At 65.5% G+C, this 16,866-nt stretch carries 18 protein-coding genes; 13 read left to right on the top strand and 5 right to left on the bottom strand.

The annotated features are described in order from the left end of the window. Nucleotides 1-9 precede the first annotated feature (9 nt). Complete coding sequence (locus AC1DGP_RS06015; RefSeq protein WP_069882560.1) at nt 10-1,044, bottom strand: AAA family ATPase; 1,035 nt, start codon at nt 1,042-1,044, stop codon at nt 10-12. 206 nt (nt 1,045-1,250) lie between these two features. On the opposite strand from AC1DGP_RS06015, the gene AC1DGP_RS06010 reads away from it, so the two are divergent. From AC1DGP_RS06010 to AC1DGP_RS05995, 4 genes are read left to right on the top strand one after another with little or no spacing between them, the layout of a single operon-like run. Further along, a complete protein-coding gene (locus AC1DGP_RS06010) occupies nt 1,251-1,832 on the top strand; it encodes a DUF1285 domain-containing protein (RefSeq protein ID WP_441489525.1) in 582 nt (193 codons plus the stop codon). Next, nucleotides 1,832-2,476, top strand: coding sequence for a CoA pyrophosphatase (locus AC1DGP_RS06005; protein WP_441505169.1), 645 nt, complete (start codon nt 1,832-1,834; stop codon nt 2,474-2,476). The genes AC1DGP_RS06010 and AC1DGP_RS06005 overlap by 1 nt, the downstream gene beginning before the upstream one ends. Before the next feature lie 20 nt (nt 2,477-2,496). After that, the gene (locus tag AC1DGP_RS06000) at nt 2,497-2,754 is read left to right on the top strand and encodes a DUF6111 family protein (protein ID WP_441489523.1); all 258 of its coding nucleotides are present in this window, start codon (nt 2,497-2,499) and stop codon (nt 2,752-2,754) included. Continuing rightward, nucleotides 2,751-3,992, top strand: coding sequence for a CCA tRNA nucleotidyltransferase (locus tag AC1DGP_RS05995; RefSeq protein ID WP_476831832.1), 1,242 nt, complete (start codon nt 2,751-2,753; stop codon nt 3,990-3,992). The genes AC1DGP_RS06000 and AC1DGP_RS05995 overlap by 4 nt, the downstream gene beginning before the upstream one ends. 6 nt (nt 3,993-3,998) lie before the next feature. Here AC1DGP_RS05995 and hemF read toward each other — a convergent pair whose 3' ends face one another. Together hemF and AC1DGP_RS05985 are read right to left on the bottom strand one after the other, a co-directional pair. Continuing rightward, on the bottom strand, nt 3,999-4,928 hold the full coding sequence (hemF, locus tag AC1DGP_RS05990; protein WP_476831831.1) for an oxygen-dependent coproporphyrinogen oxidase: 930 nt from the start codon (nt 4,926-4,928) through the stop codon (nt 3,999-4,001). A 62-nt stretch (nt 4,929-4,990) separates the two neighbouring features. Further along, complete coding sequence (locus tag AC1DGP_RS05985; RefSeq protein ID WP_476831830.1) at nt 4,991-5,452, bottom strand: tRNA (cytidine(34)-2'-O)-methyltransferase; 462 nt, start codon at nt 5,450-5,452, stop codon at nt 4,991-4,993. A 118-nt stretch (nt 5,453-5,570) separates the two neighbouring features. Here AC1DGP_RS05985 and AC1DGP_RS05980 point away from each other — a divergent pair, with 118 nt between their 5' ends. From AC1DGP_RS05980 to AC1DGP_RS05945, 8 genes are all read left to right on the top strand, one after another. Next, a complete protein-coding gene (locus AC1DGP_RS05980) occupies nt 5,571-7,436 on the top strand; it encodes an ABC transporter ATP-binding protein (protein ID WP_476831829.1) in 1,866 nt (621 codons plus the stop codon). 189 nt (nt 7,437-7,625) lie between these two features. Then, on the top strand, nt 7,626-8,171 hold the full coding sequence (gene petA / locus AC1DGP_RS05975) for a ubiquinol-cytochrome c reductase iron-sulfur subunit (protein WP_476831828.1): 546 nt from the start codon (nt 7,626-7,628) through the stop codon (nt 8,169-8,171). Nucleotides 8,172-8,227: 56 nt separating this feature from the next. Continuing rightward, a complete protein-coding gene (locus tag AC1DGP_RS05970; protein ID WP_476831827.1) occupies nt 8,228-9,511 on the top strand; it encodes a cytochrome b in 1,284 nt (427 codons plus the stop codon). 6 nt (nt 9,512-9,517) lie between these two features. Next, nucleotides 9,518-10,399, top strand: coding sequence for a cytochrome c1 (locus AC1DGP_RS05965; RefSeq protein WP_441489517.1), 882 nt, complete (start codon nt 9,518-9,520; stop codon nt 10,397-10,399). A 135-nt stretch (nt 10,400-10,534) separates the two neighbouring features. Further along, nucleotides 10,535-11,404, top strand: coding sequence for an S-methyl-5'-thioadenosine phosphorylase (locus AC1DGP_RS05960; protein ID WP_476831826.1), 870 nt, complete (start codon nt 10,535-10,537; stop codon nt 11,402-11,404). Between the two features lie 100 nt (nt 11,405-11,504). Then, nucleotides 11,505-12,050 (top strand): adenine phosphoribosyltransferase, encoded by a 546-nt coding sequence (locus tag AC1DGP_RS05955; protein WP_441505176.1) that lies wholly within the window; start codon nt 11,505-11,507, stop codon nt 12,048-12,050. 4 nt (nt 12,051-12,054) lie between these two features. Further along, a complete protein-coding gene (gene mtnA / locus AC1DGP_RS05950) occupies nt 12,055-13,164 on the top strand; it encodes an S-methyl-5-thioribose-1-phosphate isomerase (protein WP_476831825.1) in 1,110 nt (369 codons plus the stop codon). Then, complete coding sequence (locus AC1DGP_RS05945) at nt 13,161-13,805, top strand: class II aldolase/adducin family protein (RefSeq protein WP_476831824.1); 645 nt, start codon at nt 13,161-13,163, stop codon at nt 13,803-13,805. Before mtnA ends, AC1DGP_RS05945 begins: the two co-directional genes overlap by 4 nt. Nucleotides 13,806-13,891: 86 nt before the next feature. Here the strand turns inward: AC1DGP_RS05945 and AC1DGP_RS05940 are convergent, their stop codons facing one another. Beyond that, nucleotides 13,892-14,902 carry a MaoC family dehydratase gene (locus AC1DGP_RS05940; protein ID WP_476775208.1) on the bottom strand — a complete coding sequence of 337 codons (1,011 nt, stop codon included), beginning with the start codon at nt 14,900-14,902 and terminating at the stop codon, nt 13,892-13,894. Nucleotides 14,903-14,921: 19 nt separating this feature from the next. After that, nucleotides 14,922-16,019 (bottom strand): redox-regulated ATPase YchF, encoded by a 1,098-nt coding sequence (gene ychF, locus AC1DGP_RS05935; protein ID WP_113510844.1) that lies wholly within the window; start codon nt 16,017-16,019, stop codon nt 14,922-14,924. Between the two features lie 213 nt (nt 16,020-16,232). Between ychF and AC1DGP_RS05930 the strand changes: the two genes are divergently transcribed. Further along, nucleotides 16,233-16,838: a DUF5666 domain-containing protein gene (locus tag AC1DGP_RS05930; protein ID WP_476775207.1), complete on the top strand. Its 606-nt coding sequence runs from the start codon at nt 16,233-16,235 to the stop codon at nt 16,836-16,838. Nucleotides 16,839-16,866: the final 28 nt, after the last annotated feature.

Here is a 16,866-nt window from a genome sequence, read left to right as displayed (position 1 = left end):
CTGAAGTCCCTATCCCAATCGTTCCACGAGCCTCGCGATGACGCTCTCGACCGTCTCGCCATCGGCGCGTGCAGCGAAGGTGAGCGCAATACGGTGCTTGAGCACGGGGGTGGCGAGCGCGACGACGTCATCCACGGACGGTGCGAGCCGGCCTTCGACGAGCGCGCGGGCGCGGGCGGCAAGCGTCAGGGCCTGGCTGGCGCGCGGGCCGGGGCCCCAGGCAAGCTTGCTGGTCAGCGCCGGATCGCCATCGCCGGGGCGAGCCGAGCGCACCAGATCGAGAATCGCATCGACGACGTTCTCGCCGACCGGCAGGCGACGCACGAGGCGCTGCGTCGACATCAGCGTCTCTGCCGTCATCGCCTGGACCGGCTTGTGCTCGGTGGCACCGGTGGTCTCGAGCAAGATGCGCCGCTCGGCCTCGCGGTCGGGGTAGCCGACGTCGATCTCGAGCAGGAAGCGGTCGAGCTGGGCTTCCGGCAGCGGATAGGTGCCTTCCTGCTCGATCGGGTTCTGGGTTGCCAGCACGTGGAACGGCGCAGGCAGGTCGTAGCGTTCACCGGCGACGGTGACGTGATGTTCCTGCATGGCCTGCAGCAGCGCCGACTGCGTCCGCGGGCTGGCGCGGTTGATCTCGTCGGCCATCAGCAGCTGGGCAAAGACCGGCCCCTTGATGAAGCGGAAATGGCGCTTGCCGTCGGCGCTCTCGTCGAGCACCTCGGAGCCGAGAATGTCGGAGGGCATCAGGTCCGGCGTGAATTGCACGCGTCTCGCGCTCAGGCCGAGAACCGTTCCCATCGCCTCGACCAGCTTGGTCTTGGCAAGGCCGGGCACGCCGACGAGCAGACCGTGGCCACCAGCGAGCAAGGTGATCAGCGAGAGGTCGACCACCTCCTGCTGCCCGAAGATGACCTGGCCGATCTCGCGGCGGGCGGCGCCGATGGCGCCGAGCGCAGCTTCAGCCGCTTCGACGATCCCGGTATCGAGATTGACGGGTTGACCGGCCTCGCTCTTGCCGTCCGTCGCACGGACTTGCGCCACCATGTCGATCTCCTTCACCCTCGTCATCGCGCCTTGCGCTGCTTCACGCCCCGCAAGCTTCCCGAACCGATGACTGTGGACGGGCTATCCAACCGGCTCAAGGGGCTACAGGCTCTGGTGCACAGAACTCGGCTTCACGATTATGTAGAGTTCAAGGCGAAACGGGTCATGCAACCAATATGCCGCGGGCGGCGATTTCAGGTAGTTCGATGAACCATTCAACGCAGGCGATGGAGCGATTGCTGGTCGCGCTGAAGGACAGTCGCACGCGAGCCTTGCCGCCCGTCGAACGCTGGAATCCACCCTATTGCGGCGATATCGACATGCGGATTGCGGGGGATGGCACGTGGTTTTATCTCGGAACTCCCATCGGCAGGCCGTCGCTGGTCAAGCTCTTCTCCTCCGTCCTGCGTCGCGACGGCCGCGATTATTTCCTGGTGACACCGGTCGAAAAGGTCGGGATCAAGGTCGACGACGCGCCGTTCCAGGCGGTCGAGATGACGGTCGAGGGGACAGGCGACGAGCGCGCCATCGCGTTCCGGACACTGGTTGACGATATCGTGAGCGTGGGCCCGGAGCATGCGATCCGCTTCGTCCGGGACACGCATGACGGGCTCAAGCCCTATGTCCATATTCGCCGGGATCTCTGGGCGAGGGTTACGCGGGCCCTGACCTATGACCTTCTGGCCCTTGGCGAGATCAGGCCGGTCGATGGCGTCGGCATGTTCGGGCTGGCCGTCGCCGGTGCATTCTATCCGGCCGTGCCATCCAGCGAAATCGAAGGACTCTGATGCAGGCTCTGAAGCTGACGGCGGCAGAGATCGTCGCCCTTGCCGGGGCGCGGCTGCGCCACGAACCGCCGGACCTCGGCGACCTGATCAGCAGGCCGCGCGGCGACCATGATCTCCAGCCGGAAGCGATCGAGCCGCCGGACGAGGCGGCCGCGATCCAGGCCGCGGTGCTGATCCCGATCGTGCTGCGCGAGGACGGGCCGACCGTATTGCTGACCCGGCGCGCAGCGGCGTTGCGCAGCCATTCCGCCCAGGTCGCCTTTCCCGGCGGACGCGTCGATGCCGTCGATGGCTCGCCGGTGGTCACGGCGCTGCGCGAGACGGAGGAGGAGATCGGTCTCGCCCGCGAACATGTGCGCGTCGTCGGCTTTCTCGACGCCTATCTCACCGGCACCGGCTACAGGGTCGTGCCTGTCGTGGGGCTGATCGCGCCGCCATTCGCGCTGACGATCAATCCGCACGAGGTCGACGAGGCCTTTGAGACGCCGCTCGCCTTCCTGATGGATCCCGCCAATCATCGCCGCGAAGGTCGGGAATGGAAGGGGCGCTATCGTACCTACTATGCGATGCCCTTCGGAGATCACTATATCTGGGGTGCAACCGCCGGCATGATCCGTAACCTTTACGAGCGACTCTCCGGCTAGTCTGATTGGATGGCGCGCCCATGCTGCGTTCGGTGACAGAAGAGGTTCTGCTCTTCGTCCTGCCCTTTTGTATCTTCGCAAGCTATCTGATCGTCAGGCGGCGGAACCCCTTCGACGTCGAACACTGGGACGGGCACGTGTTCTGGCTGTCGGTCGTGGGGCTCGTGATCTCGATCGGCTTCGTCGCCTATACCGGTTGGATCGCTCCGCGCAGCCAGGGCGCTTATGTGCCGCCTCATATGGAGAACGGGCAGCTCGTCCCTGGCCAGTTCAGATGAACGAAGCGCAGCGAGCTCGGGTCGAGCGCTTTCTTCAGCGGCCGGGGGTGACGGAGGTGCTGGCTGCGTTCAATGGCGGGGGCGAGGACACGCGCGTCATTGGCGGGGCTGTCCGCGACCTGCTGCTGGGAGAGCCGGTCGGCGATGTCGATCTGGCGACGACGGCATTACCGGAGGAGACGATCCGGCGCGCAGCGGCGGCGGGTTTCAAATCGGTTCCCACGGGAATCGAGCATGGCACGGTGACCATCGTCGCCCATGGCGTTCCCTTCGAGACCACGACGCTGCGTCGCGATGTCGAGACCGATGGTCGCCGCGCGAAGGTGGTCTTTGGGCGCGATTTCGCAGAGGACGCGATCAGGCGGGATTTTACGGTCAACGCGCTTGGGCTCGGGCGCGACGGCACCGTTCACGACTATTGCGACGGACTTGTCGACCTTGCGGCGCGTCGTATCCGCTTCATCGGCGATGCGAACCTGCGCATCCGCGAGGACTATCTGCGCATCCTGCGCTTCTTCCGGTTTCACGCGCGCTATGGCGAAGGAGCACTGGACGCGACGGGACTGGCGGCCTGCACGGCCGGCCGGGCCGGGCTCGACGGGCTTTCGCGTGAGCGGGTGCGCGCCGAGTTGCTGAAGCTGCTCGTTGCGCCGCGCGCGGCCGACGCATTGTCGGCGATGATGGGAGCGGGGCTTCTTGTACCGGTGATCGGCGGCGTGCCCCGGCTTTCGCGCTTCGCGGCGATTGCGGCAGGCGAGCCCGCGGGAACAGTCTATCCGGCTTTCCGGCTCGCAGCGCTGGCGGTTGGCGTGCGCGAGGATGCGCTGCGCCTGCGGGACGGGTTGCGGCTGTCGAACGAACAATTCGACAGGATCGAGCGTATCGCGCTCGCCCTTGAGGGGCTCTCGGGGCGTGCGACGGATTGTTCGATCGCCCTGCTGCGGCACCTGGCGCATCGCGTCGGCGCGGATGCGGTCGCCGGCGGCCTCGTTCTGCTCACGGCCAACGAGAGTTCTCCGGGGCGCTCCAAGGTGCAGGCTGCAATTGCCGAACTCGGGCAAACGCCGCCCTTCCTCCTCAGTGGTCGCGATGTGCTCAAACGCGGTGTCGCCGCCGGTCCGGATGTCGGGCGCGTGCTCGATCAGGCAAGGCGCGACTGGATCGAAGCGGGATGTCCCGGCGAGCGGACCCAGCAGTTTGCCTTTGTCGAAAGCGCAATCGCGCAACGCGAGCGCTGAGAGCGCTCAGGGCCAGCGTACGGTCGGCGGCAGCGAGGAGAGGATCGATGCGACATTGCCGCCGGTCTTGAGGCCGAAGATCGTGCCCCGGTCATGGAGCAGGTTGAACTCGACATAGCGACCGCGCCGGACCTGCTGTTCGTAACGCTCGGCCTCGGTCCAGGGCGTGCCGATATTGGCCCGCATGATCCGCGGATAGATGTCGAGGAAAGCTTTGCCGACCGCCTGGGTGAAGGCGAGATCGGCCTCAGGCTCTCCGGACCAGACATAGTCGTAGAAGATGCCGCCGATGCCGCGTGGCTCACCGCGGTGCTTCAGGAAGAAATACTCGTCGCACCATTGCTTGAAGCGGGGGTAGTCGGCGACTGGGGCGAAGCTTTCGCAGGGCGCGCGCATCGCGGCGTGGAAGGCGACGGCGTCGGCGTCCTCCTGCGTGCGCCGGCTGTCCAGCACGGGGGTCAGATCGGCTCCACCACCGAACCACGGCTTCGTCGTCACCACGAAGCGGGTGTTCATATGCACCGTCGGTGCGTGCGGATTCCAGGGATGGGCGATCAGCGAGATGCCCGTGGCATGGAAGCGCGGATCCTCGGCCGCGCCCGGGATCTGTCCCGCAAATTCGGACTGGAAGGTGCCGTAGACGGTCGAGACGTGGACGCCGACCTTCTCGAAGACGCGGCCCTGCATCATCGACATGACGCCGCCACCGCCTTCGGCGCCATCGTGGTTGCGACGCTGCCAGGGCGTCCGCTCGAAGCGGCCCGGAGTGCTTGCCTCGGCTGGGAAGGGGCCGGTGGCTTCATCCTCCAGCGCCTCGAAGGCCGAGCAAATCTGGTCGCGCAGGGCCTCGAACCAGGCTGTCGCGCGCGGCTTCATGGCCTCCGCGAGTGCGAGGGGAGAGGTCGTGGAGGCGGGGTCAGTCGCTCGGGTGGTCATCGATCCGTTTCCGTTCCGCTCGCCGCGAGGGTCGTCATCCGCGGTGACGAGGGATTTCGCGCCTATCTCGGATAAGCGTCCAGCTGCCGCAAGGCCTCTCCCATAACCACGGCTGCGGCAATTGCGACATTGAGCGAACGCAAACCCGGGCGCATCGGCACATGGACGCTGCCGTCGACGGTTGAGTAGAGCTCGGCGGGGACGCCCGCCGATTCGCGTCCGACGAGCACGATGTCGCCGGGAGCGAAGGCAAAATCGGTATGGGCGGTGGCCCCATCCGTCTCCGCCAGGATCAGCCGGTGGCCGCCCGCAAGCCGCCATGCATCGAAGGCCTTGAACGAATCATGCCGGGTGATCGCGGCGCGCTCGAGATAGTCCATGCCGGAACGCCGGAAATGGCGGTCCGAGACGTCGAAGGCCGCGGGTTCGATGACGTCGACCGCGATGCCGAGGCAGACGGCCATGCGAATCATCGTGCCCGAATTCTGCGGGATATCCGGCTGGTAGAGGGCGAGGCGCAACATGCGCTGCTGTCATGCGGTGACGTCATGACATGCGTCAAGCCTCTGGCCGCGACCTGACTGCTGCCCCATATGTCGCCAAGATTTCGTCGTCATGCCGGTCCATGGAGGGCGGTACGCCATGTTCGCCTCCCTGTTCCGTTTTCTCGAAAGCCGCATCGACGTCTTCGCGCCCTTTGACGAGGGCCAGACGCCGCCCAAGGGCGTGTGGCCATTCATGTGGCACCACATCAAGGGCGTGAAGGGCTGGATGGCCCTGATCATGCTCACCGGCCTCGGTTTCAGCGGCATCGAAGCGGCGATGTACCTGATGGTCGGCTGGTTCGTGGATCTGTTGGCGACCCAGTCGCCCGAGACGATCTGGCGCGATCACGGCGCGGTGCTGCTCGGCGCGGCCTTCCTGCTCGTCGTGGTCCGCCCGCTGATCTATTTCGCCAATCATGCGATCGTGGACCAGGTCGTGGTGCCGCAGATCACCAATCAGATCCGCTGGCGCAACCATGTCTATACGCTTGGCCATGCGCTCTCCTATTTCCAGAACGATTTCGCGGGACGGCTTTCGGCGCGCGTGATCCAGGCGGGGCAATCGATCCGTGGCGCGACGATCGAGGTCATCGACGATCTCTGGTACGCGCTGATCTTCGCATCGGTGGCGATCGGCTTCTTCGGCTCGACCAGCCTCTGGCTGGCACTTCCGGTCATCGTCTGGTTTGCAGCCTATGTCGTGCTGCTGATCTATTTCGTGCCGCGCGCGAAGAAGCGCTCCGAGGCGAACTCGCTGGGGCGTTCCTCGACGACCGGGCGCATCGTCGATTCCTATACCAATATCCTGACGGTCAAGCTCTTCGCCCGCGCCGATGCCGAGCGCTCTTCGGTCCGCGACTCGCTGTCGCGCTGGAACGCCTCCTTCTTGCATTTGTCGCGGCTGATCACCGGTGTCAGCGTCATCCTGCAGACCATGAACAGCCTGCTGGTCGTGACGACGGCGTGGATCTCGCTGCATCTCTGGAGCCAGGGCATCATGTCGCCCGGAGCGGTCGCGGCCGCGATCGGCCTCGTGCTGCGGCTGGTGCAGATGTCGAGCTGGCTGATCCATCTGGTGCGCGGCGTGTTCGAGAATATCGGCTCCGTGCAGGAGAGCATGGAGACGATCGCCAAGCCGCATGACCTGACCGACGTGCCGGATGCCAGGCCCTTGTCGGTCGGCGAGGGGGCGATCCGCTTCGAGCAGGTCCGCTTCAATTATGGCCGCACCGGCGGTCTGTTCGAGGGGCTCAACCTCGATATCCGACCAGGCGAGAAGATCGGCCTCGTCGGCCCGTCGGGCGCCGGGAAGTCGACGCTCGTCAACCTGCTCTTGCGACTCTATCCGCTGGAGGCCGGTCGCATCCTGATCGATGGGCAGGATATCGCCCGCGTGACGCAGGACTCGCTGCGCGCACAGATCGGCATGGTGACGCAGGATAACTCGCTGCTGCACCGCTCGATCGGTGATAATATCGGGTATGGCCGGATCGATGCGACCGAGGACGAGATCATCGAGGCGGCCAGGAGGGCATCGGCGCATGAGTTCGTCGCGACCCTCAGCGACCAGGATGGGCGCAAGGGGTTCGAATCGCGTGTCGGCGAGCGCGGCGTCAAGCTCTCGGGCGGCCAGCGCCAGCGCATCGCCATCGCCCGCGTGCTGCTCAAGGATGCGCCGATTCTGATTCTGGACGAGGCCACCTCGGCACTTGATTCAGAGGTCGAGGCGACGATCCAGGAGCAGCTCACGGCGCTCATGCAGGGCAAGACCGTGATCGCGATCGCGCACCGGCTCTCGACCATTGCGGCGCTGGATCGGCTGATCGTGCTCGACAAGGGGCGCATCGTCGATCAGGGCAGCCATGCCGAACTCGTCGCGCGTGGTGGCCTCTATGCCCGACTCTGGGCACGCCAGTCGGGTGGTTTCCTGGCCGTTGCCGACCCGGAGACAGTCTCGGCCTGAGTCCCCCTGAGGGCAGGCCGCGATGCACATTGCCGCCGCCCGGAACAGTAGACTTCGTCCAAAGTGCATGCCAAAGAGCGCGGCGGCGACGCGCCGCCGCATTGCGGCTGCGAAGGGGCGCACCTATGAGGGGCGTCAGACGATAATTTACAGCCGTTCCAGGCTGGGCGAAGAGCAGAGGAATCGATCGTGGCTCACGCGACCGAGACGACCCAAACCACCCGCCGCGACTTTCTGATGCTGGCGACCGGCGCTGCCGGTGCCGTCGGTCTCGGTGCTGTTGTTGTTCCGCTCGTGAGCCAGTTGGCTCCGGACGCGCAGACCATTGCTGCTGGTGCGCCGATGGATGTCGATCTCGGCCCGATCGCGGAAGGCCAGGCCATCAAGCTGTTCTGGCGCGGCAAGCTGATCTTCGTGCGTCACCGCACCAAGAAGGAGATCGACGAGGCGCGTGCGGTCAATGTCGCGACGCTGCCCGATCCTCAGACCGACCAGGCCCGCGTCAAGGAAGGCCACGAGCAGTTCCTCATCGTTTACGGCAATTGCACCCATCTTGGCTGCGTGCCGCTCGGCAATTCCCCCGGCGATCCGAAGGGCGACTACGACGGCTGGTTCTGCCCATGCCACGGTTCGCACTACGATTCGTCGGGCCGCATCCGCAAGGGGCCTGCGCCGCTCAACCTGCCGATCCCGCCCTATGMGTTCAACGCAGATACGAAGATCCGAATCGGCTGAGCTATGCGCTTCTCCATGATTTCCAATGATACCGAGAAAGCCTTGAGGCATTCGTCATGAGTGGTCATAGCACCTACGTTCCGAAGACCGGCTTTGAACGCTGGCTCGATGCCCGTCTGCCGATCGTTCGCCTCATGCACGATTCGGCCGTGTCCTACCCGGTTCCGCGCAACCTGAACTACCTTTGGACCTTCGGCGGCATCCTGGTGTTCATGCTCGTCGCGCAGATCGTGACGGGCGTCATCCTGGCGATGCACTACACGCCGCATGCGACCATGGCCTTCAACTCCGTCGAGCACATCATGCGCGACGTGAATTTCGGCTGGCTGCTGCGTTACCTGCACTCCAACGGCGCCTCGATGTTCTTCGTCGCCGTCTATGTCCACATCTTCCGCGGCCTCTATTACGGGTCGTACAAGGCTCCGCGCGAGGTGCTCTGGATCCTCGGCGTCGTCATCTTCCTGCTGATGATGGCCACCGCCTTCATGGGCTACGTGCTGCCCTGGGGGCAGATGTCCTTCTGGGGCGCCACCGTCATCACCAACCTGTTCTCGGCGCTGCCGGTGGTTGGCGAGACGATCGTGACCTTCCTGTGGGGCGGCTATTCCGTCGACAACCCGACGCTGAACCGCTTCTTCTCGCTRCACTATCTGCTGCCGTTCATGATCTTCGGCGTCGTGATCCTTCACATCTGGGCGCTGCACGTCGTCGGACAGAACAACCCGACCGGCGTCGAGGTGAAGAACGTCCAGAAGGACACCGTGCCGTTCACGCCCTATGCGACCATCAAAGACATCTTCGGGATGGTCTGCTTCATCTTCGTGTTCGCCTATTTCGTGTTCTATCAGCCGAACTTCATGGGCCATGCCGACAACTACATTCCGGCCAACCCGGCGGTGACGCCGACACATATCGTGCCTGAGTGGTACTTCCTGCCGTTCTACGCGATCCTGCGCGCCATTCCCGACAAGCTCGGCGGCGTTCTGGCGATGTTCGCGGCGATCGCGGTGCTGGCCTTCCTGCCCTGKCTCGACACCTCCAAGGTGAAGTCGATGAGCTACCGGCCGGTCGCCCGGGTCCTGTTCTGGGCGTTCCTCGTGGTCTGCATCGTGCTCGGCTATCTCGGCGCCATGCCTGCCGAGGAGCCCTACGTGACCTACTCGCGGATCTTCACCGCGCTGTATTTCGGCTACTTCATCTCGCTTGTGCTGGTCGGCATCTTCGAGAAGCCGGCGAAGCTGCCGAACTCGATCGCGGACTCCGTGCTGGCCAATATCAAGGGTGGCTCAGGCGCGAGCCTTGCGGCTGCCACCGCCTCCGAACCGAACGCCAAGGGCTGACGAAAGATGAGCACCACCCCGTTTCGCCTTGCCCTGGCGGGGCTCAGCTTCGGCCTTGCCCTCACTGCCAACGCGCTGACGGCTCAGGCCGCCGGCGACCGTGTGATCCCGCCGCAGCAGAAGTGGTCATTCTCGGGTCCGGTCGGCAAGTTCGACCGTGCCCAGCTCCAGCGCGGCTTCAAGGTCGTCAAGGAGGTCTGCGCCAGCTGCCACGCGATGAGCCTGATCCCGATGCGGACGCTGTCGCAGCCTGGTGGTCCGGAGTTCACGCCCGGGCAGGTCACCGCGCTGGCGGCGACCTATCAGATCAAGGACGGCCCGAACGACCAGGGCGAGATGTTCGATCGTCCCGGCCGTCCGGCGGACCGTTTCCCGTCGCCGTTCCCGAACGAGCAGGCGGCGCGGGCCGCCAATGGCGGAGCCTACCCGCCGGATCTGTCGGTCCTGGCCAAGGCCCGCACCTATGAGCGCGGTTTCCCGCAGTTCATCATCGACATCTTCTCCCAGTATCAGGAGCAGGGGCCGGACTATATCGCGGCGCTGCTGGCCGGGTACAAGGAACCGCCGCAGGGCTTCCCGCCGCTGCTGCCGGGCCAGAACTACAACACCTATATGCCGGGCCACCTCATCGCGATGCCGCAGCCGCTCCAGGACGGGCAGGTCGAGTATCCGAAGGGGCCGGATGGCAAGTCGCCAGTTCCGGAGACCGTGGCGCAGTATGGCAAGGACGTCGCGGCCTTCATGGTCTGGATGGCTGAGCCGCATCTCGAGGCGCGCAAGCGCATTGGCATGCAGGTGATGCTGTTCCTCATCTTCTTCGGCGGTCTGCTCTATTACACCAAGAAGAAGGTCTGGTCGCGCATGCCGGATGGCTCCACCGCGCACTGACCACCTCTGAGATTGGGAAAAGGCCCCGGAAACGGGGCCTTTTTCGTTTGGCCTTGCGCAGCTGCGGCTGTGCAGCCCTTTGTACGGCCGTCACAGAAGCCTGCTCCTGTCCGGCCAAACTGAAAGGAAGCGATCATGAGCGAAGCTGTGCTCGGAATCATCGGTGGGTCGGGCATCTACGACCTGCCGGGCCTGACCGATCTGCGCGAAGAGCGTGTCACGAGCCCCTGGGGCGAACCCTCGGATATCCTGCGCATCGGCCGGATCGGCCAAACCAAGATCGTCTTCCTGCCGCGCCATGGTCGCGGCCACGTCCTGCCGCCCTCCGAGATCAATTACCGCGCCAATATCGACGTGATKAAGCGAGCGGGCGTCACCGATCTCGTCTCGCTCTCAGCCTGCGGGTCCTACAAATCCGAGCTCTATCCCGGCCTGTTCGTGCTGGTCGACCAGTTCATCGACCGCACCGTGCGTCGCGCCAGCTCCTTCTTCGGCAAAGGCTGTGTCGCGCATGTCCCGATGGCGCGCCCGGTGGGTCCGCTGCTGCAGGCACGGCTCGCCGATGCCGCTACGGCCGAGGAGCTGCCCTTCGTGCGCGGCGGTACTCTGGTCACCATGGAAGGCCCGCAATTCTCGACCTATGCGGAGTCGCTGACCTATAAGGCGCTCGGCTACGACCTGATCGGCATGACAGCGATGCCCGAGGCCAAGCTCGCCCGTGAGGCCGAGATCACCTACGCGACCGTCGCGATGGTGACGGATTTCGACTGTTGGCACCCGGAGCAGTCCTCGGTGGATGTCACCTCAGTCGTGGCAGTCCTGAAGGACAATGCCGAGAAGGCGCGCCGGCTGGTTGCGCGCCTGGCCGCGGATTTCCCTGCCGAGCGCGAGCCTTGTCCGGCTGGCTCCCATCACGCGCTGGACGGCGCCATCATCACGGCGCGCGAATTTCGCGATCCGACCCTCGTGGCAAGGCTCGACGCGGTTGCGGGCCGGGTCCTCTGACTGCTGTGTGATATCGGAAGGCCGCCGGTCGAGCGCCGGCGGTTCCCTTCGCGCGGCCACGGCGCTAAGAGAGCGCGTCGCCACAGCGAGCTGTTTCCGCATGGACCGTGATACCCTCCTCGACCTGAAGAACGCGATCCGCTCGATTCCGGATCACCCCAAGCCGGGCATCATCTTCCGGGACATCACCACCCTGCTCGGCGATGCCCGGGCCTTCCGACGTGCGGTCGACGAGCTCGTCCAGCCTTTTGCCGGGTTGAAGATCGCCAAGATCGCCGGCATCGAGGCGCGCGGCTTCATCCTCGGCGGGGCGGTGGCCCATCAGCTCTCGGCCGGCTTCATCCCGGTGCGCAAGAAGGGCAAGCTGCCGCACGAGACGGTCAGCATCAGCTATTCCCTGGAATACGGCACGGGCGAGATCGAGGTCCACAAGGACGCGGTCTCACGGGGCGAGCGCGTCCTGCTGGTCGACGATCTGATCGCGACCGGGGGCACTGCGGAAGGGGCGGTCAACCTGCTGTCCTCGCTGGGCGCGGAGGTCGTGGCGGCCTGCTTCATCGTCGATCTGCCGGATCTCGGGGGGGCGGATCGGGTCCGCCGCCTCGGCGTCCCCGTGCGCACGCTCGTCTCCTTCAGCGGACACTGAGCCCATGAAGATCGGCGGCAAGGCCTACCGGACGATCTGGCTCGCGCAGGATGGCTGGCGCGTCAGCGTGATCGACCAGACCAAGCTGCCCTTCCGTTTCGAGACCGTCGCGCTTGGGAGTGCCGAGCAGGCCGCCGAGGCGATCCGCAGCATGGTTGTGCGCGGAGCACCGCTGATCGGCGCTACAGCCGCCTATGGCGTCGCCCTGGCCATGCGCGCGGACCCGTCCGACCAGGCGCTGGAGGCGGCTGTCGCGCTGCTTGGTGCGACCCGCCCGACGGCGGTGAACCTGCACTGGGCGCTGGAGCGGGTGAGCGCCAGGCTGGCAGGCCTGGGTCCAGCTTCGCGCATGGCAGCGGCCTATGACGAGGCTGCTGCGATCTGCGACGAGGATGTCGCGCTCTGCCGCGCGATCGGCGAGCACGGACTTGGCGTGATCCGCGGCCTTGCGGCGGGCAAGGCTCCGGGCGAGCGACTCAATATCCTGACCCATTGCAATGCCGGCTGGCTTGCCACGGTTGACTGGGGCACGGCGCTGGCGCCGATCTATCTGGCGCATGATGCCGGCCTGCCCATCCATGTCTGGGTCGATGAGACGCGGCCGCGCAATCAGGGCGCTGCGCTGACGGCCTATGAACTCGGCGCCCATGGCGTGCCGCATACCGTGGTCAGCGACAATGCCGGCGGGCATCTGATGCAGCGCGGGCAGGTCGACATGGTCATCGTCGGAACCGACCGGACGACCGCGACCGGAGATGTCGCCAACAAGATCGGCACGTATCTCAAGGCGCTGGCAGCGCATGACAACGGCGTGCCTTTCTATGTCGCCCTGCCGTCCCCGACGATCGACTGGCGGCTGTCGGACGGGCTCGGCGAGATCCCGATCGAGGAGCGGTCGGCACGCGAGGTCACCCATCTCGCGGGCCTGGGCGAGGATGGCGAGGTCGGCCAGTTCCGGGTGGTGGCGCCTGGCAGCCCCGCCGCCAATCCCGCCTTCGACGTCACCCCGGCGCGCCTTGTCACCGGCCTCATCACCGAACGTGGTGTGGCCCCTGCGAGCTCCGAGGGGCTTGCTGGTCTCTTTCCTGATCTGGCGCGCGGAGCTGCGACATGAGTGAAATGGCGCTTCGCGCAGAGATCGTCGCGGTCGCCCAGGCGATCGACAAGGCCGGGTTCTGCCCATCGAAATCCGGCAATGTCTCGGCCCGCTTCGAAGGTGGCTTGCTGATCACCCCGTCCGGCCTGCCCTATGCGCAGACAAGGCCGGAGGATCTGATCCATCTCTCGCAGGATGGCACCATCCTGAATGGCTCACGCAAGCCTTCGTCCGAATGGCCATTCCATGTCGAGATCTACAAGGCGCGCCCGGACGCCCAGGCGATCGTGCACACGCATTCGCCGCGCGCCACCGCGCTGTCGTCGGCAAGGCGCGGCATTCCGGCCTTCCATTACATGATTGCGCTGTGCGGTGGGGCTGATGTGCGTTGCGCTGAATACGCGACCTTCGGCACACCTGAGCTTGCCGAGAGCGCCGTGAAGGCGCTTGAGGGGCGCAAGGCGGTGCTGCTTGCCAACCACGGTGTCATCGCGCTTGGACAGACTCTCGCGGGCGCACACACGATCGTCGCCGAGGTCGAGAATCTCGCGGGGCAATATCTCGACCTGCTCGCCTCCGGCTTGGAGCCGGTCATTCTTGACGAGGTCGAGATGTCGCGCGTTTCCGCGAAGTTCGCCGGCTACGGCAAGGTCGGCTGACGACCGGAGGCGTTTTGGAGCGCAGTCCGACATGGTCGGGCTTGGCCCGGTCATGTCGCTTGGGACGCTTCAGATCGCGCCGCAGATCAGGCCGGTCTGCGCTCGATGAAGACGCAGCCCTCGAAGCTGAAGACCTCCTCTCCATGCTGGTTCACACCGGCATTGCGATGGAAGAACAGGCCCCATTGCGGGCGGCTGGCGCTGGCGCGGGTTTGAATGACAGTCGAGCTATAGGTGATCCTGTCGCCGACAAAGACCGGTCTGGACCAGCGCAGATTCTTGAAGCCGGGGGAGGGGCCGAGGCGTGGCGCCTGTCCGGGCGTGGCCGCGAGCTGGCGTTTGCGGTGAGCGACCATCGTTGCCATCCAGACCGAGGCTGTATGCCAGCCCGAGGCGGCGAGACGCCCGAAGGAACCGCTGCGCGCCGCAACATCGTCCATGTGGAAGGGCTGCGGATCGAAGGCGCGGGCGAAGGCGACGATTTCCTCAGGTGTGAAGACGAAGCTGCCGAGTTCATGGCTCTCGCCGATCTCGATTTCCTCGAAGAAGGGCGCCGGTTGCGTCTCGCCAGCGGGAATTTCGAGCAGGCTCAGCGTTCCCGGCTGCACGTAGCGGGGCGGGTGGGCCAGCCAGTCGCCCCTGGGCTGAGCAAAGCCCGAGCCCTTGCGACCGAACATGATCCAGTTGGTCTGCTCGAGGACCGGCTCGTCGCGCTGGTTCAGGAGCTCGAACCGGAACTTCACCAGGCCCATCTCGGGGCGTGAGCGCGATTCCTTGGTTTCAATCACGCTGCGCCGTGCGCTGAGGACATCCCCCGGCAGCACGGGCCGAAGCCATTTGACCTCTTCGATGCCGGGGGCCCCCATCGAGGCGGCCTCCAGGACGAAGTCCTCGGCGAGCAGCCGCATCAGCAGCGAGCAGCTATGCCAGCCGGACGCGATGAGCTGGCCAACGAAGCTCTGTCTCGCGGCCGCCGGATCGGTGTGGAAATCCTGCGCATCGTAGCGCGAGGCATAGGCGATGATGTCGTCCTGCGAGACGGCGACCCGGCCGCTCTGCTTCACCTCTCCGACGACGAAGTCCTCGAAATAGCGCATAGGTCGCTCGCGGTCCGGCTCAGTTGGCGAAGCGGAAATGCAGCACGTCGCCATCGGCGACGACATATTCCTTGCCCTCGAGCCGGAACTTGCCGGCTTCGCGCGCACCACTCTCGCCCTTGTGGGCGATGTAGTCGTCATAGGCGATGGTTTCGGCCCGGATATAGCCCTTCTCGAAATCGGTATGGATCACGCCGGCGGCGGCGGGGCCCTTGGTGCCGTTCTCGATCGTCCAGGCGCGGGCTTCCTTCGGGCCGACGGTGAAATAGGTGACGAGGTTCAGGAGCGCATAGCCGGCGCGGATGACGCGGTTGAGACCCGGCTCGGCGAGGCCGACCGCGTCGAGATAGTCCTTCTGCTCTTCGGCCGGCAGGACGGCGATCTCGCTCTCGATCTTGGCCGAGACGACGACGGCGACTGCGCCTTCCTCGGCAGCGCGGGCCTTCACCTTCTCGGAGAAGCCATTGCCCTTGTCGGCGCTGGCTTCCTCGACATTGCAGACATAGAGCACCGGCTTGGAGGAAAGCAGGCCGAGCATCTCGAAGGCCTTGCGTTCCTCGGCTGCGACCTGGACGAGGCGTGCCGGCTTGCCGTCGCGAAGCAGGACGAGGCAGCGGTTCATCAGGTCGGCCAGTTCCTTGGCCTCCTTGTCGCCCGACTTCGCCTTCTTCTCCAGCGGCTGCACGCGCTTCTCGAGGCTCTCGAGATCGGCGAGCATCAACTCGGTCTCGATGGTCTCGATATCGTCGATCGGCGAGATCTTGCCCTCGACATGGGTGATGTCCCCATCCTCGAAGCAGCGCACGACATGGGCGATGGCGTCGCATTCGCGGATATTGGCGAGGAACTGGTTGCCGAGGCCTTCGCCCTTGGAAGCACCGCGCACGAGCCCGGCGATATCGACGAAGGTCAGGCGCGTCGGGATGATCTCCTTCGAACCGGCAATGGCGGCCAGCTTTTCCAGCCGGTCATCGGGTACCGCGACGTCGCCGACATTCGGCTCGATCGTGCAGAAGGGATAGTTCGCCGCCTGTGCCGCAGCCGTCTGCGTCAGTGCGTTGAACAGGGTCGACTTGCCGACATTCGGCAGGCCGACGATACCGCATTTGAAACCCATGATGGCTGGTCCGTTGCGTCGCCGCCGCAAAGGGGCGGTCGCGAGATGATGATTGGAATGTCCAGGGCCTTATTGGGGTCCGGGCGGCAAAAGACAAGATGGCAGGGGCCAGGGACGGCTCACGCGAACGTGCATGGCGAGGCACTGCGCAGGAGCGCAGGACTTCGCGAGACGGCGACCTGTCTGCGCCGGTCCTTTCGACGGAGCTCTTTCATGCGCGCGCACTCTGCCAGTCTCCTCGCCGCAGCTCTCGTGCTGACCAGCAGTATCGTGCAGGCTCAGGCGCCGGCGACACGGGTGCGTGGCACGGTCGAGAAGCTCGAAGGCTCGGCGCTGACCGTGAAGACGCCCAGCGGCGAGGACGTCGCGGTCGCCCTGGCCCCCGGCTACTCGGTTGGCGGGGTGGTCAAAGCCAGCCCAAACGACATCAAGAAGGGCAGCTTCGTCGGCGTCGGTGCGCGGCCGCAGGCTGACGGCACGCTTCTCGCCGTCCAGGTCCTGATCTTTCCCGAGGCGATGCGCGGGACGGGCGAAGGGCACAGGGCCTGGGGCGTCTTGCCAGACAGCACCATGACCAATGCGACCGTGGCCGAGACGGTTTCGCGCGTCGATGGCGCCAATCTCGTCCTGACCTATCCCGGCGGCGAGCAAAAGGTAACGATCACGCCCGAGGCCAATATCATCATGGCCGCACCCGCTGAAGCGTCCGAGCTGTCGCCGGGCGCGCAGGTCGCGTTCACGGCGACGCGCCAGCCCGGCGGCGGTCTTCTTGCCAGCCGAGTTACGATCGCGAAACAGGGCGCCCAGTTGCCGCTCTGATCCATCGCCCGAAAAGTGGATTGCGGTT

It is taken from the genome of Allobosea sp. 05T433 (assembly GCF_056396065.1).
This window is presented reverse-complemented; position numbering and strand designations above follow the sequence as displayed.

Coding starts and splice junctions, on each gene's coding strand:
- AC1DGP_RS05995 (WP_476831832.1), top strand. CDS start 2,751: ATGAACGAAGCGCAGCGAGCTCGGGTCGAGCGCTTTCTTCAGCGGCCG.
- AC1DGP_RS05965 (WP_441489517.1), top strand. CDS start 9,518: ATGAGCACCACCCCGTTTCGCCTTGCCCTGGCGGGGCTCAGCTTCGGC.
- AC1DGP_RS06010 (WP_441489525.1), top strand. CDS start 1,251: ATGAACCATTCAACGCAGGCGATGGAGCGATTGCTGGTCGCGCTGAAG.
- AC1DGP_RS05930 (WP_476775207.1), top strand. CDS start 16,233: ATGCGCGCGCACTCTGCCAGTCTCCTCGCCGCAGCTCTCGTGCTGACC.
- AC1DGP_RS05940 (WP_476775208.1), bottom strand. CDS start 14,902: ATGCGCTATTTCGAGGACTTCGTCGTCGGAGAGGTGAAGCAGAGCGGC.
- hemF (WP_476831831.1), bottom strand. CDS start 4,928: ATGACCACCCGAGCGACTGACCCCGCCTCCACGACCTCTCCCCTCGCA.
- AC1DGP_RS06005 (WP_441505169.1), top strand. CDS start 1,832: ATGCAGGCTCTGAAGCTGACGGCGGCAGAGATCGTCGCCCTTGCCGGG.
- mtnA (WP_476831825.1), top strand. CDS start 12,055: ATGAAGATCGGCGGCAAGGCCTACCGGACGATCTGGCTCGCGCAGGAT.
- AC1DGP_RS06015 (WP_069882560.1), bottom strand. CDS start 1,044: ATGGTGGCGCAAGTCCGTGCGACGGACGGCAAGAGCGAGGCCGGTCAA.
- AC1DGP_RS05985 (WP_476831830.1), bottom strand. CDS start 5,452: ATGTTGCGCCTCGCCCTCTACCAGCCGGATATCCCGCAGAATTCGGGC.
- AC1DGP_RS05945 (WP_476831824.1), top strand. CDS start 13,161: ATGAGTGAAATGGCGCTTCGCGCAGAGATCGTCGCGGTCGCCCAGGCG.
- AC1DGP_RS05980 (WP_476831829.1), top strand. CDS start 5,571: ATGTTCGCCTCCCTGTTCCGTTTTCTCGAAAGCCGCATCGACGTCTTC.
- AC1DGP_RS06000 (WP_441489523.1), top strand. CDS start 2,497: ATGCTGCGTTCGGTGACAGAAGAGGTTCTGCTCTTCGTCCTGCCCTTT.
- AC1DGP_RS05955 (WP_441505176.1), top strand. CDS start 11,505: ATGGACCGTGATACCCTCCTCGACCTGAAGAACGCGATCCGCTCGATT.
- ychF (WP_113510844.1), bottom strand. CDS start 16,019: ATGGGTTTCAAATGCGGTATCGTCGGCCTGCCGAATGTCGGCAAGTCG.